Origin of the sequence: Deinococcus sp. QL22, assembly GCF_023370075.1 — a bacterium.
Lineage (GTDB): Bacteria > Deinococcota > Deinococci > Deinococcales > Deinococcaceae > Deinococcus.
The window spans coordinates 293,284-307,319 of record NZ_CP097149.1; the positions used below are offsets into that span (position 1 = coordinate 293,284).

Here is a 14,036-nt window from a genome sequence, read left to right on the forward strand (position 1 = left end):
GGTATGGCCGATATTCCCACCGCCGCCATCAGTCGCCTCGTGACTTACCTGCGAATTCTGGAGCAGCTGGAAACGCAGGATGTGAGCCGCACCAGCAGCAACGACCTGGCCGAACGCGCCCAAGTCAGTGCTTTTCAGGTTCGCAAAGACCTTGCCTATTTCGGTCGCTTCGGCACACGCGGCATGGGCTACACCGTGCCAATTCTGAAACGCGAATTGGTGCGCGTGCTGGGCTTGAACCGCACGTGGAGTGTAGTGATTGTGGGCATGGGGCGACTCGGCCAAGCCATCGCCAATTATCCGGGGGCCAGCGACTACCGGTTTCAGTACGTGGGCCTGTTTGATGTGAATCCGCAGATCGTGGGCCAGAACATCCGCGATTTGCGCGTGCAGCACACCGAACAGTTACGCGATTTCGTGAGTGCCACACCCGTAGACATGGGTTTCTTGGCCGTTCCGCCCGACCGCGCCCAGGACGCCGCCCAAGCACTCGTAGACGCGGGCGTGCGGGGCATTCTGAATTTTGCGCCAGTGGTCATTCAGCCGCGTACCACCGAACGCGGCGGCGTCAGCGAACCCGGCGACGAGTGGCGCAACGTCACCATTGAAAACGTCGATTTCTTGGCGGGCATGAAGCGCCTCGCCTTTTACATCCTGAATCCCACCTTGAAAGCTGCCCTGACGGAGGACACCGAATGACCCTAGGTATGAGCGCCCGTATGAAAGTCCGTATGAACAACCGATCTTTAGCAGGTTCCGCTCTCCTCGCCTTGCCCTTGCTGCTGGCCTCCTGCGGCAGCGTCACCGGTTCGCAGTTTTCTTCTCAGGCCAGCGTGTCCGGCGCACGCATCGAGGTCACGATTAAGCGCGTGTACGACAAGACCAGCAAGGAACTCAAGCGGATTGAAAGCCTCTTTGTGATGACCCAGCCGCAAGTCAGTTTTATGACGCAGGCGGGCAGCGTGGGCGGCAAAATCGTCAGCGCCCAGGTAACTGTCAACGATGAAAGTGGCAACCGGTACGCCGATACCAGCGGCCAATACGTGCAGAACTTTGGCGACCGCATCTGGCAGGGCTATGCCTGTAAAAGTGCGGCAGGCGTAGTGACTCCTGAGGTTGACCCTGACACCTGCACTTTTGTGAACAAGGTGGAATACACCCGGCAGCAAACCTTCCCCACTGGCACCAATGGGGGCACCATTCAACTCGTGACGCCGCGAATTGGCGAAACGGCAACGGACGACTGCATCAACGGCCCCTGCCCCGCCAACCTCTCTATGAACGTCACATTCAACATCGTGGACGATCTGGGCCGGAGTCAAACCCTGCCCGTCGTCAAAGCGCCTATTCCTGTTTTCCGTATCAGCGACACCGGAGTTGAAGAATGAATCCAGCACGTTCTGTTTTGGCCCGCAGCTTTTCGCCTCAGCGTAGCCCCGTGTTGTGGCTGCTCACTGCCGCTCTTACAGCCTGCGGCGGCGGTACGCCCGCACCCGGTAGCAACACTGCACCGGAAATCAGTATCAAAACTGCGGCTGGAACAGCTATTACCCCTGACACATATGTGGGCAGCGGCGGTCAGTTGTTGGTCACGACCTCCGATCTGGAAGGCAGCGTCAAGAAAGTGGTGTACAGCATCGATGGCGGCCCCGATACCGAGTTGACGCCTGCCAGCCGCATCACCCTGACGCTGCCCGCACTGACGGGCGGCGCACACACGGTCAAAGTCGTCGCCACCGACGATGCAGGCCTCGCAACCACCGTCAACGTTCCCTTTCTCATTGACAACGCCGCGCCTGTACTGAACAGCGTGACCCTGAACGGCACGGCTGCCGCCACCGCCACGACCTTCACAGTAGGCGACGCGGCCACCCTGGTCGCGCGGGCCAGCGATACGCGGGGCGACGCGGCCAGTACGCCAGCCAGCGTAATAGTGCAGATTTTGGAGAACGGCACGGTGCGGGCTACCGGAACTGGTTCGGTGAGCGCCGACCTCAGCAAAAATGCCGACGGCACGCCCCGCACTGCTGGAACTGTCACTGTCACTATTCAGGCCATAGACAGCGTGGGCTTCGGCATCAGCCGTACCGTCAACCTGACCTTCTTGGCCGCAAGCGCCGGAGAGGGCGGCGGAACGGCTACCACGCCTCCGACCCTGACCTGGCTCACCCCTGCCGCCGATTTCGTGAGCGGCAACGGCAGTGTGAATCTGCGGGCCACCGCTGCCCGCAACGGGCAAGACGTGACGGGCAGCCTGACCTATTCGGCCACGTGCGGTACGGTGGTGGGCAACATCTGGACGCTGGGTAACGATTGCGCCGACGGCAGCAAGCAGGTGCTGACCGCCACAGTCACCGACGGCGGCAAACAGTATTCCCTATCTAAAACCGTCACGGTTGACAGCTCTAACCCCAGCGTGCAGCTCACCAGCCCGCAGCAAGGCCAGAGCGTGACCACCAACCCCGTGACCGTAAAAGTGAATGCCACCGATTCGGGCAGCGGCGTGGAAAAAATTGATGTGTCGGCCACCGACGCGAACGGCGTCGTGACCCGCGTGGGCAGCCTGCAAGGTGCAGCGGGCGACGTCATTTGGGCACCGATGAACGGCACCTACACACTGACTGCCACCGCCACCGACAAGGTAGGTCGCACCAGCCTCAGCACGGTGACGGGCGTCCGGGTGCAACTCAGCAGTACCGACGCCACCGACCCAACCGTGACGGCTGTAACCTTACCCACCGGAACTCTGCGCGGTACGCAAACCGTGACCGTAGACGCCACTGACGCCGCGCCCACCAGCGGCATTGCCAAAGTAGAACTGCTGGACGGCAGTACCAGCCTCGGCGCACAGAGCGCGGGCGTGAATGGCCGCTATACCTTTAGCCTCGACACCACCAAACTCAGCGACGGCGCACATACCTTGCGGGCCGTGGTGACTGACAACGTGGGGCGCTCCGGCGAAAAAACCGCCACGGTAACGGTGGATAACACCGCCCCCATAGTGACCTGGCAGTCTCCGGCAGCGGGCAGCGTGACCAAAGGCCGCGTGACCCTGAACGCCACCAGCAATGAAGGTGCATTGAGCTACTTGGTAGACGGCAATGCCGCCACGGATGTAGACGCAGCAGTCGCCGGAGTTCAAGTGGATCTCGTCGACGGTCCTCGCCAACTGACTGCTGTGGCCAGTGACGCAGCAGGCAACAAAACCAGCGTGGCCATCAGCGTCACGGCAGACAGCACCTCTCCGACGGTGCAGATCACCAGCCCCACAGCCAACCAAAACTTTACGGCCGCACCTATTAGCGTGGCAGTGCAGGCGCAGGACATTGGCAGCGGCATAGCTTCTATCGCGGTGTATGCCAGATCTGCAGCAGGCACCGAAGAATTTGTCGGTACCTTGACGGCCAGCGGGAGCCTGCCCTGGTATCCGCAAAAGACCGACAGCACCGCCTACGAACTGCGTGCCGAAGTGACCGACAAAGCGGGCAATACCAGCCTCAGCACCTTGGTCAGCGGCGTGAAACTGCAAACGGGCAGCGCGATTACGCCCCAGGCCGTGACCGTGTCTGTGCCTGCCGCCGCCCCTCAAGGCAAAACGGTCAATCAATCAGGACGCGATTACGTGCGCGGCTACCTGAATGTCAAGGCCAGCGCCACCACCAACGCGGTCAGTGGCCTGAAGTCGGCAGAACTGCTGGTCGGCAACGCCGTCGTTGCCACCGAAACCCAGAGCGCAGGCAACCCTACGTTCAATTTCAACTTCGATACCCTCAATGACGGCCTGCATGACGTCGCTGTGCGCTTTACCGACAATGTGGGCACCGTGAACGCGCCCAAGATCAGCGTGTTTGTCGATAAAACCGCGCCTATCGTGGCGTGGTCGACCCCCCTGAACGGCTTGGTGACCAACAACGCCACACCAATCTTGACGGCCACAGCCACCGACGCCGTGTTCGGTACGCTGACCCCCACGTATACGGTAGACGGTGGCCCCGCGCCCGCCGCCCTCAGCGAAGGCCCGCATGTGTTGGTGGCGACCGGCACCGATCCGCTTGGGAATACCAACCAGAGCAGCATCAGCATCACGGTGGATCAGTCGGCACCCGACATGAACGTGACCAGCCCCACGGCAGGGCAAGAATTCACTGCCGCGCCTATTACGATCAGCGGCACCGCCACCGACAGATTAAGCAGCGTGGTAAGCATCAACGCCACAGTCACCAATCCAGACGGCACCACTACCGTGTTGGGGCAACAGGCGGGCGGCAACTACTCCGCGCCGTTTACGCCCAGCACACCCGGAACCTACAGCGTGCAGTTTACGGCCACCGACGCGGCAGGAAATACCAGTTCCACCATCAGCCGCACCTTTACACTGCGGGCCACTCAGGAAGCCAGCGCACCTGCACCCGTCATCATCGTGAACAACACGGGATCGCAGCCTTACAGCAGCATCTTGAGTGTCAACGTGTCGGCAGGTGTGTCCGCAGGCGTCACTGTGCGCCAGCTGATTCTGGAAGTCACGGATTCTAAGGGCATCGTAGACACGACGACCTACACAGCCAACCGTGAGAACACCACGTTCAACATAGACACCACCAAGTTCCCAGACGGTGCCTTGACCCTCCGCGCGATAGCCATAGACTCCAACAATCAGCGTGGGCAGAGCACCGCGACAACAGTCCAAGTCGCCAACAAGGTCGCGCCAACAATCTCCATAACATCCCCTACCACGGGCGGTTCCGTGTCCGGCCCTAGCGAAGTTGTGGTTCAGATTCGGCAAAACAATACCGCTTTCAATTTTGTGACGAACAGCATTGTCATTGAAGTCATAGATTCCCGTGGGCAATTGGTGACCACGCGCGATGTTACGATTGAACCAGTCAATCCTGGCTTATGGCAAGCCAGAACGACGGTGGACTTCAATGCAACCGAGTACGTGAATGGTAACTATACGATCCGTGCCAAAACTAATGTTCAGTTGTCTGGCGAAGCCACACTGCGCGAGCTTTCTACAGCCAATACTGTCAGCAACTTGAGCAAGGTTGACCTCTCACCGGCACTTAACATCATTTTGCCTGCTTTCTATGGCAATCCCATCGATCCGCTGAAACGGCCCGTACTGACTCGCAAGAGCGCCGTCGCTATTCAAGTCAGTGACAGCGACAGTATCAATCAGGTTCAGTTGCAATTCGTCTGTAATCCAACAGAGGCGTTAGTGGGACAGGTTTGTAATACCGTGGCCTACAACTTCAATCTGCCCATTGGCGCGGCTGGGTTGTTCTACCGAGTCTTCAATACGGGTGTCCTCATTGACTCTCAGCCCTTTGTGCCGGACGGCAATTACGTGATGCGGGCCACCGCAACCGATGCAGCAGGCAACAGCAACATCAAAGAAATGCGGGTAGAAGTGAGACGGAGTGCCGCAGGAATCGCCAATTTAGGCAGCCTGTTGACCACCACCGAGGAAAGTGCCTCCAGCAAATTTACGCCCGCCTCGGCGACATGGGCGCTCTCTGGAACGACGTTGAACGATACCCGCGTCTTGCGCCTAGAATACAGCTCTATCGGCCAGGGCCTGGGCACCGAGATTCCTACACTGACGAGTATCAACACTCAATTGGCTAAAAACAGCACCATCAGCAACAAGGTTATCTTTGGTGAAGCAGGGACTTTCCGCCAGTCTTACTTGGTTCAGGACCTAGAGACAGGTGTGGTTGAATTCTACGAGGGCAGAACGGTCAACGTGACGACCAAGGAAGGCGCAACCTCGAAGTAAATCAGGCAATAAACGAATCTCCCCGTCCATCACAGGCGGGGAGCTATTTTTGACTCTTCAATCAGAACTTGATGGTGTATTCCGCGAATCCGTCTTCACGGGTACGCAGCAGAGTCGCACCGACGGGCAGCGCCTTACCCGCGTTGGGACTGGTGGCATACAGCAGCGTCGCGCCGGGGATAGGCGTCAGTTTCCAGTTGCCGTCGGTGGCAGGGTTCACCGTTTTTTGCTGGGTAAAGTAGCCGATCAGGGCCTGACGGGTTTCATCTGGAGCCTGAAGAATGATGTTCTTACCGTCCAGGCCGGGAAACGAGCCGCCGCCCGAAGCACGGTAATTGTTGGTGGCGACCACGAACTGGGCAGATGGATCAATGGCTTTGCCCTCAAATTGCAGGTTCTTGATACGGCGGGCGTTGGGGTTGGCGAGCTTGCCTGCCGTGTCGTAGCGGGAGGGTTGGCTCACGTCGATTTCGTAGGTCACGCCATCGATGATGTCGAAGTTATAGGTGGGGAACGCCTCGTTGACCAGCGCTTGCGGTTCGGTTTTGGTGGGGTCGATCTGCTGAAATTGCCCAGCGGCTCGTTCCAGCCATTCCTGCACCTGTGCGCCCGTGACCAACACGGCCTGCACGGTGTTGGGGTACACGTACAGGTCGGCCACGTTCTTGATTGCCAGCGTTCCAGCGGGAATATCGGTGTAGTAGCTGGGGCCGCTGCGCCCGCCTGCTTTAAAGGGTGCGGCGGCACTGAGCACGGGCAGATTGGCGTACTGGCCTCCAGCAAGCGCCGCCTTCACGTAAGCAATTTGCGCGTTACTGACCAGTTGCACGCTGGAATCGTCCTGGGCGAGGGCCCAGTAGGACGTAATCGGCGCGGTCAGGTCGGCCACTTTCCCTCGCACGTAGGCGAGTGTGCCTTCATGGGCGGTCTTCACTGCGGCGGCAATGCGGGGATCAGGTTTCACGAGGTTGGTTTTGGCAGTCTTGTCCCAGATGGGGCGAATGCTGGCGACGCCGTCCTGAATCGTCCACTTCTGGGCCTTGCGGTCATAGTTCAGCTTCAGGTCGATGATGCCCAGATCGTTGCCCCAGAATCCGGCCATGACCACGGGTTTACCGTTGATGGTGCCCTTGGTGATGTCTGCGCCGGGAATGCTTTTGTACACCGGGCCGGGGAATTCCTGATGGCTGTGGCCCGACAGCACCACATCGATGCCCGGAATCTTGGTCAGTTCGGTGGCGACGTTTTCTTGGCCCGGCTGGTAGTCGGCGGTAATGCCGGAATGGGCGATGGTGACGATGATATCGGCCCCCGCCGCCTTCATCTGCGGCACGAATTTACGCGCCGTTTCCACGATGTCGCGGGTGGTGACTTTGCCCTCCAAGTTGGCCTTGTCCCACTGCATAATCTGCGGCGGCAGCAGACCCAACACGCCCACATTGATGATGTACGGGCGGCCTGTGGTGTCGTAGACCACCTTGCGTTGAATCAGGTACGGCGTAAAAGCGTTCGGGTCGTTGTCGGGGTTGGTGTCGGCGTCGGTGGCGTACACGTTGGCGCTCACGTAGGGCATGGGCGCGGCCTTCAGAATGCCCTGCAAAAAGGGCAGGCCGTAATTGAATTCGTGGTTGCCGAGGTTGCCTGCATCGTATTTCAGCACTCGCATGGCGGCGTGCATGGGGTGCAGTTGGCCCTCAGCCAGCGGCTTGATTTTCGCCACGTAATCGCCCAAGGGGTTGCCCTGAATCAGGTCGCCGTTGTCGTACAGCAGCGTATTGCGTTTTTCCTTGCGGGCATTCTGGATCAGAGTGGCTGTGTACTCGAAGCCGAATTCTCCAGTGGGCTTGTCCTGGTAATAGTCGTAGCCCAGCGCGTTGGTGTGCAGGTCGGTGGTTTCCATGATGCGGAGGTCGACAGTCTGTGCGCCTGCTGCCGTAGCCAGTGCCGCCCCAAGCAGGAGGGGAGCGGTGAGAATGCTGAATTTACTCATGGCCCCAAAGATACTGCCCCCGATGGGGGGATGCTAGACAGGTCGCACAGTTCAAGCCACCAAACCACAACAGGTTACAAACTGGCCGCCAAGCGTGCAAACAGCGCCGGAATGGGCGGCACCTCTCCCCCACTGACCCAGCTCTGGCCAAGGCGTTTGGTACGGAAATCGTGCAGTGGGCCATGAAGTCCCAAGCCGATGCCCTGGGGAAAAACATTGTTCAGGTCAGCGGGAGCAGGCACTTCTGCCGAATCGGGCAGAGCAGACAAGGCGCGGCTTACCTCACGGAAGGGGCCGAAGTGCATCAGATGAAGGTCGGGGCCATGTTGCCACACGAAGCGGGCGACAGATTCGGGCAGCGTTTCCAGTGTGCCGGGGGCCACGACGTGCCTCATGCTCAGGCCGGGGCGAAGCCTGAGCGTGACGGTTTCGGCATGTCCGAGTGCGCCGAAGCTGCCGACAAAGGGCCGGGTCAGGTCATAGCCCTGCACATTCTTGACCGTGCGCCCGCCCGCCACGATGCGCTGACCGCTGGGAGAAATGAACGTCAGGCCCAAGACCTCAGCGGCAAAAAAGAAGTTCTGCCCAAAGCCCCCACGACTGACCAAGCCACCCACACCACCTGGCAATTCCACGGGCGGAAACGGGGGATACAGGCCCGCAGGCAAGGCAGCATAGACCTCCAGGAGCGGTGTATCGCCTGTGACCTTCAATGTCTGATCACTGGGCGAAAGCTCAAGAATCGGCATGACTGGCCTTTGGCGGGAGTGGGATGTGGGGTGTGGGATGTGGAAGCAGCGCAGGAGTCCTAGCGGCTCTGACTCTTAGACTCTTAGACCCTTGACCCTTAGCCCGTGTGTTCACGCTTCCTCCGCAGGCAAGACCTTGCCGGGATTCAGTGCCCCGTGTGGGTCAAGCGCATGCTTGACCCGCCAGAGGGCCGCCAACGTGCCCGCATCCACGGCTTCACGCATAAAGGCCAGTTTCATGGAGCCGATGCCGTGTTCGCCGCTCAGTACCCCGCCATGCCGGATGGCCACCCGCGCCACCTCATGGGCCAGGTCATGCACGGCTTCGAGCGATTCGGTGCGTGGATCGAACAGGATATTGGGGTGCAAATTGCCGTCGCCGATGTGCCCGAACTGCACCAGATGCAGGCCTGAGGCGTCGCCCAAGGCCCGGATTTCGCGCACGACTTCCGGCAAGACGCTTCTGGGCACCACGATGTCTTCGTTCATGCGCTGTGGACGAATGCGGCCCAGAGCGGGCGAGACGGAGCGTCTCGCCTGCCAGAGTTGCGCGGCTTCGGCGTCACTCTCGGCGCGGCGCACGGTGCCGCCAGCATTCCGGCAAGCAGCTTCAACTAAGGCGCGTTCTTCTTCCACCGTTTCCAGATCATTCCCGTCTGTGTCGACCAGCAGCAGGGCTTCGGCCTCTCTGGGTAAACCCAAATGCAAGTAATCCTCAATCGCATTGGTGCAGGCCCGATCCATAAATTCCAGTTTGCTGGGCACCGCTCCGGCAGCAATGGCAGCACTCACGGCTTCGGCACATTGACCGACCTCAGCAAAATGGGCCATCAGCGTCCGGGTGAACTGAGGGGGGGTGGTCAGCCGCAACGTGGCTTGGGTGATTAATCCCAACGTGCCTTCGGAACCGATCAGCAGGCCCGCCAGATCATACGCGTCACGGGTCAGGGAATGTACCTCGCCGTCAGCGTCCACGAATTCCAGCCCCTGCACATAATCCCCGGTCACGCCGTATTTGAAGCACAGCGGCCCCCCGGCGTTCTCTGCCAAGTTACCGCCGATCGTAGACGTGCGAAACGATGCAGGATCGGGCGGATAGATCAGGCCAAACGGTTTGGCCGCTTCGGTCACAGAGAGCGTAATGACCCCTGCTTGAGCGAGAGCTTCCCGTCGTACAGGGTCAATGCTGAGCCGGGTCATGCGGGTAAACGAGATCACCAACCCCGGCTCTGTCGGTGCTGCGCCCCCAGACAGTCCAGACGCCGCCCCGCGTCCGACAATCGGCACACCTACCGCCCGTGCCGCTTTGACCGCCGCCACCACATCCGCCGTGCTTTCGGGCAAGACCACACACAACGGCGTGGCCCCAAATGCGATGGCGTCATAACGGTAATTCAGACGCTCCGACAGATTCGATAAGACCTTGCGGGGGCCCAGCAGGCGCGTCAGGGTGGCGGCCAGTGGATGCAGCGAGCCTCCCTTGGATTTGGGCAGGCTGTCTCCCAGCGAAGGGGTCAACGCCTGTTTTTCGGGCCGGACAGCCTTGCCGATGGTCATAGCTCTCCCCGATACGCCAGATCCAGCACCTCTATGGTGTGCATAACTGGAACCGGGCTGCCCTGTCTGCGGGCGTGGCTCTGAATCTGGGTATGGCAGCCGATGTTGCCGCTGGCGATCAGGTCGGGCGCGGTCGACAGGATGTTCTTGGCCTTGCGAACGCCGAGTTGGGTAGCAAGCTCAGGCTGCTCCAGGTTGTAGGTTCCGGCGCTGCCGCAACACAGATCACCTTCGGGCACTTCCAGCACAGTCACGCCGGGAATGGCCCGCAGCAACGCACGCGGCGCAGACCGGACGCCCTGCGCGTGGGCAAGGTGGCAGGCGTCGTGGTAGGCCACCTTCAAGGGGCGCGAGGTCGGCATGGGCGGTTCCAGTTCTCCATCCTCCAGGAGTGCGCCCAGATATTCGCTGATGTCCTGCACTTTGGCGGCAAAAGCCTGCGCCTGTGCCTCGTCGGGGAGGCCGTGCAGAATGGCCGGATATTCCTTCAGGCCCGCGCCGCAGCCTGCCGCGTTGCTCAGGATGGCGTCAAAATCATCGGGATTGAAGGCGGCGAGATTGGCCCGCACCAGTTTCAGCGCCTCGCCGCGTGCGCCTGTGTGCAGGGCCGCCGCACCGCAACAGCCCTGCCCATCGGGGATCACGACTTCTATGCCGTTGCGGGCCAGGACTCGCAGGGTAGCCGCATTGAAATTGGGTGCAAGAGCTTGCTGGGCGCACCCCACCAGGAAGGCCACCCGGCCCCGGCGTTGGCCGCGTGCAGGCGTAAATGCCGCGCTGGGCTGCATGGCGGGCACATGTTCGGGCAGCAGATCCAGCGGCGAACGCAGGGCATTGGGCAGCAGCGGGGCCAGAGGCTTGGCGAATTGGCCCACCCGCGCTGCCAAACTGAACACTTTGGGCGCAGGCAAAATCTTGAGAATGGACGCACGCTTGGCCCGGTCGAGCGGGCTGCGCTGGCGCTGAGGCTCGCTCCAGCCGCGAAAACTGGTGATGAGTTCGCCGTAGGGCACGCCACTGGGACAGGCCGTGACGCAGGCCTGACACCCGAGGCAGCGGTCAAGATGGGGCGCGGCGTCATAGAGCGGCAACGCGCCTTCCAGCACTTCTTTTATCAATACGATGCGCCCGCGTGGGCTGTCCATTTCGTCGCCCAGCAGGGCATAAGTGGGGCAGGCGGGCAGGCAGAAGCCGCAATGCACGCAGGCGTCCACCGCGTGCGCCATCAGCTCGCCCTGTCCGTCCGGGTGATGGGTGCGAATGTCGTTGTTCATAGGAGTTCCGGTGGAGCGGCTTCGGCAAGGGCCGTGAACTTAGGCCAAAGCGAATGGAAATTGGACGGAATCTGTCTCACGGCTGCCTGGCCCTCATGCCCACAAGATAGGCGTGTGGGCGCGGGACAATTGGGAGGGAGGCGAACTTGTCTGGCTGTGTGGGGCGGCAGCAGAGAAGCTAGGCGACTTGGGCTAAGGTTGGAGTCATGACGCCACTTGATCCGGAGCATCTGCTGGACGCCTACATCGCCGCCGTTTTCGACAAGAATGTAGAGGCATTTATGGCCCTCTACGCCGATCAGGTCTGCGTTTTTGACCTGTGGGGCCACTGGGCTTATCAGGGCGCGGAGGCCTGGCGCGGCATGGTGGTGGGGTGGTTTGGGTCATTGGGCACTGAGCGCGTGCGGGTGGAGATGCAAGACGTACAGACAGTGCGGGCCGATCAACTGGCCGTCATCCACGCCGCCGTGACCTACAGCGGCCTCTCGGCGGAAGGCGTCAGGTTGCGGTCTATGCACAACCGACTGACCCTGGTGTGCCAGCCCGACAAAGACGCCTGGAAGATCATCCACGAGCATTCGTCGGCCCCGGTGGACTTGGCGACTCAGAAGGTGATTCTTCAGCGTTGACGGCTGCCGGGTTGGCTTGATTCTGGAAGCTGGGCCGGAACTTCAGGATGATCCAGCGGCAGATCCAACTTGCCCAGTAACTCGCGCAATTGCTGACGCTCCGGCTCGGTCAGGCCTGCCAGGAGGCGGCGTTCGTTGGCGAGGTGCAGCGGCAAGACCTGATCTACCAGGGCCAATCCCCCGGCGGTGAGGGCCACCAAAAAAGCGCGGCGGTCTGTAGGATGGGCCTGACGGCTGACCAGTTTTCGCCCTTCCAGCGCGTCTATCCGCTTGGTCACGGCGGGCGGCGTAATCGCCATCAGTGCGCCCAGTTGCGACAGTGGCAACCCTTCCGGCGGTGCAGAACGGCGTAGGGTCGCCAGCACATCGAAGCTGGACGGCGTGAGACCATGCCCAGCAAAAAAGGCTTCCAATTCTTCGCCGAGCAAGACGCCCGTGCGCTGAATGGCGATGACGGTCAGCATGGGCGAGGGGTCGAGGTCAGGCCGGGCCTGCCGCCAGTCATGGTGGATTCGGGCCAAGAGGTCGGGAGTTTTCATGGCTGTACCGGGCGGGTTCCGCGCTCGCGGGCCAGAATTAGGACTGCCGCCACCAGCAGGCCCGCGCCCAGCACGGCGGTCAGACTCACCGGACGCACGGGTTGGCCCAGCAGCCCGAAGGCGTCGATGATTCGCGCCCCCAGAATCTGGCCCAAAGTAACCCCAGCGGTACTGGCCGCCACGCCCAGCAGCCGCGCCGTGAACAATGTCAGCACCACGTATCCGGCCCCGACTGCGCCGCCCAGCCACATCCACGCCTCGGCCCCGGCGGGGAAGCTGGCCTGCCCCAGCACACCCAACAGCGCCAGAATCAGCGTGACGGTCGTACCCACCAGAAAGTTGACCAGGCTGGCGAGGACGGGTTGACCGCTGTGGGCTGCCAGCCGCACGTTCAGCACCAGCCCCAGCGAAAGGCCGAGGCCCGCGCTGATGGCACCGATCAGGGGAATAATCACCGGAGAACCTGAAGCCCAAGTCCGGCCAGCACCAGAACGAGGACGGCGGCCCGCTGCCTGTTAAATGGACGTTTGGGCAGCCCCAGCACACCAAAATGGTCGAAGACAAGACTGGCGATCACTTGCGCGGCGATGACCAACGACACGGCCAGCGCCGCACCCAACGAACGGGTCAAAACGACGCTGGAGACCACGTAGGCGCTGCCCACCAGGCCGCCCAGAAAGCTCCAGACCGGAGCGCCGTGCAGTGGAGCAAACGAGAGGTGACCCCGCCCGGCAATCAGCAGGCCCAGCGTGAGGAACAACGCGCCCACCGTGTAGGACACGGCAGCGGTGGCAACTGGGGAATGCGTGTAGGGCGTGAGGGCACTGTTGAGCGCAAATTGCACGGGTAGCAACAAGCCCACCGCCACCGCGAACAGCAGGCGTGGATTCATGGAGGTAGTGTACCAGTTTAATTTTAACTGGTGAAGTAATTGGAGGAGCGTCTTCAGGCTTGGTAGAGTTCTCGGGTGACGCCTTTTGGTTCGCCCGACACGCGCCTGATCGTCTTGCGGGGTAACTCTGGCTCTGGCAAAAGCAGCGTGGCCCGCGCACTGCGTCAGGCCTATGGCTACGGGCTAGCGTGGGTCGAGCAAGATTACCTGCGCCGAATTCTGCTCAGGGAACACGATCTTCCGGATGCAGCGAACATTGGTCTGATTGAACAGACCGTGCGGTACGCGCTTAATCACGGCTTTCATGTGGTTCTAGAGGGCATTCTGTATACCGATCACTACGGCGGGATGTTGCGAGGCCTACAGCGTGATCACGTCGGCACCACGCGCTTTTACTACTTTGACCTCGACTTTGAAGAGACGGCCAGGCGGCATGCTACCCGCCCGCAAGCGACTGAATTTAGCGTTGACGACATGAAGCCTTGGTTCCGCGCCTGTGACACCCTCAATGTGCCTCAGGAGCAAATCTTTGATGCGTCCTTGTCTCTGGAAAATGTGACAGGCTTGATTTTGCAGAATATGGGGCCAGAGAGAAGCAACAAGATTACTTCTCTCTGAAACTCTTCT

General features: G+C 60.9%; 12 protein-coding genes. 5 read left to right on the forward strand and 7 right to left on the reverse strand.

Annotated elements, in window-relative coordinates; translation table 11 throughout:
- Positions 1 to 3: 3 nt before the first annotated feature.
- From M1R55_RS01365 to M1R55_RS01375, 3 genes are read left to right on the forward strand one after another with little or no spacing between them, the layout of a single operon-like run.
- Positions 4 to 699 (forward strand): redox-sensing transcriptional repressor Rex, encoded by a 696-nt coding sequence (locus M1R55_RS01365; protein ID WP_249392971.1) that lies wholly within the window; start codon positions 4 to 6, stop codon positions 697 to 699.
- The gene (locus M1R55_RS01370) at positions 696 to 1,388 is read left to right on the forward strand and encodes a hypothetical protein (protein ID WP_249392972.1); all 693 of its coding nucleotides are present in this window, start codon (positions 696 to 698) and stop codon (positions 1,386 to 1,388) included. The genes M1R55_RS01365 and M1R55_RS01370 overlap by 4 nt, the downstream gene beginning before the upstream one ends.
- Entirely contained in the window at positions 1,385 to 5,779 is a 4,395-nt protein-coding gene (locus M1R55_RS01375; protein WP_249392973.1) for an S-layer family protein, read from the forward strand. The genes M1R55_RS01370 and M1R55_RS01375 overlap by 4 nt, the downstream gene beginning before the upstream one ends.
- A 61-nt stretch (positions 5,780 to 5,840) precedes the next feature.
- Here M1R55_RS01375 and cpdB read toward each other — a convergent pair whose 3' ends face one another.
- The 4 genes from cpdB to glcF all read right to left on the reverse strand — a co-directional run bounded on the left by cpdB (position 5,841) and on the right by glcF (position 11,349).
- Positions 5,841 to 7,769, reverse strand: coding sequence for a 2',3'-cyclic-nucleotide 2'-phosphodiesterase (gene cpdB, locus M1R55_RS01380; RefSeq protein ID WP_249392974.1), 1,929 nt, complete (start codon positions 7,767 to 7,769; stop codon positions 5,841 to 5,843).
- Positions 7,770 to 7,843: 74 nt separating this feature from the next.
- Entirely contained in the window at positions 7,844 to 8,518 is a 675-nt protein-coding gene (locus M1R55_RS01385; protein ID WP_249392975.1) for an FAD-binding oxidoreductase, read from the reverse strand.
- Between the two features lie 111 nt (positions 8,519 to 8,629).
- The gene (locus M1R55_RS01390) at positions 8,630 to 10,075 is read right to left on the reverse strand and encodes an FAD-binding oxidoreductase (protein ID WP_249392976.1); all 1,446 of its coding nucleotides are present in this window, start codon (positions 10,073 to 10,075) and stop codon (positions 8,630 to 8,632) included.
- Positions 10,072 to 11,349: a glycolate oxidase subunit GlcF gene (glcF, locus tag M1R55_RS01395; protein ID WP_249392977.1), complete on the reverse strand. Its 1,278-nt coding sequence runs from the start codon at positions 11,347 to 11,349 to the stop codon at positions 10,072 to 10,074. The genes M1R55_RS01390 and glcF overlap by 4 nt, the downstream gene beginning before the upstream one ends.
- Before the next feature lie 206 nt (positions 11,350 to 11,555).
- Here glcF and M1R55_RS01400 point away from each other — a divergent pair, with 206 nt between their 5' ends.
- Positions 11,556 to 11,978, forward strand: coding sequence for an SgcJ/EcaC family oxidoreductase (locus tag M1R55_RS01400; RefSeq protein WP_249392978.1), 423 nt, complete (start codon positions 11,556 to 11,558; stop codon positions 11,976 to 11,978).
- Here the strand turns inward: M1R55_RS01400 and M1R55_RS01405 are convergent.
- From M1R55_RS01405 to M1R55_RS01415, 3 genes are read right to left on the reverse strand one after another with little or no spacing between them, the layout of a single operon-like run.
- Positions 11,969 to 12,517 (reverse strand): MarR family winged helix-turn-helix transcriptional regulator, encoded by a 549-nt coding sequence (locus M1R55_RS01405; protein WP_249392979.1) that lies wholly within the window; start codon positions 12,515 to 12,517, stop codon positions 11,969 to 11,971. The two genes, M1R55_RS01400 and M1R55_RS01405, sit on opposite strands and share 10 nt — an antisense overlap.
- The gene (locus M1R55_RS01410; RefSeq protein WP_249392980.1) at positions 12,514 to 12,972 is read right to left on the reverse strand and encodes a DMT family transporter; all 459 of its coding nucleotides are present in this window, start codon (positions 12,970 to 12,972) and stop codon (positions 12,514 to 12,516) included. Before M1R55_RS01410 ends, M1R55_RS01405 begins: the two co-directional genes overlap by 4 nt.
- Entirely contained in the window at positions 12,969 to 13,409 is a 441-nt protein-coding gene (locus tag M1R55_RS01415) for a DMT family transporter (RefSeq protein ID WP_249392981.1), read from the reverse strand. The genes M1R55_RS01410 and M1R55_RS01415 overlap by 4 nt, the downstream gene beginning before the upstream one ends.
- A 75-nt stretch (positions 13,410 to 13,484) precedes the next feature.
- On the opposite strand from M1R55_RS01415, the gene M1R55_RS01420 reads away from it, so the two are divergent.
- Complete coding sequence (locus M1R55_RS01420) at positions 13,485 to 14,027, forward strand: kinase (protein WP_249392982.1); 543 nt, start codon at positions 13,485 to 13,487, stop codon at positions 14,025 to 14,027.
- The last annotated feature ends 9 nt before the right edge of the window (positions 14,028 to 14,036 follow it).

What these genes read in the sequence shown, in the direction of transcription:
- M1R55_RS01390 (WP_249392976.1), bottom strand. Translation starts at nt 10,075, where the DNA reads ATGACCATCGGCAAGGCTGTCCGGCCCGAAAAACAGGCGTTGACCCCT.
- M1R55_RS01400 (WP_249392978.1), top strand. Translation starts at nt 11,556, where the DNA reads ATGACGCCACTTGATCCGGAGCATCTGCTGGACGCCTACATCGCCGCC.
- cpdB (WP_249392974.1), bottom strand. Translation starts at nt 7,769, where the DNA reads ATGAGTAAATTCAGCATTCTCACCGCTCCCCTCCTGCTTGGGGCGGCA.
- M1R55_RS01375 (WP_249392973.1), top strand. Translation starts at nt 1,385, where the DNA reads ATGAATCCAGCACGTTCTGTTTTGGCCCGCAGCTTTTCGCCTCAGCGT.
- M1R55_RS01370 (WP_249392972.1), top strand. Translation starts at nt 696, where the DNA reads ATGACCCTAGGTATGAGCGCCCGTATGAAAGTCCGTATGAACAACCGA.
- M1R55_RS01365 (WP_249392971.1), top strand. Translation starts at nt 4, where the DNA reads ATGGCCGATATTCCCACCGCCGCCATCAGTCGCCTCGTGACTTACCTG.
- M1R55_RS01405 (WP_249392979.1), bottom strand. Translation starts at nt 12,517, where the DNA reads ATGAAAACTCCCGACCTCTTGGCCCGAATCCACCATGACTGGCGGCAG.
- M1R55_RS01415 (WP_249392981.1), bottom strand. Translation starts at nt 13,409, where the DNA reads ATGAATCCACGCCTGCTGTTCGCGGTGGCGGTGGGCTTGTTGCTACCC.
- M1R55_RS01385 (WP_249392975.1), bottom strand. Translation starts at nt 8,518, where the DNA reads ATGCCGATTCTTGAGCTTTCGCCCAGTGATCAGACATTGAAGGTCACA.
- glcF (WP_249392977.1), bottom strand. Translation starts at nt 11,349, where the DNA reads ATGAACAACGACATTCGCACCCATCACCCGGACGGACAGGGCGAGCTG.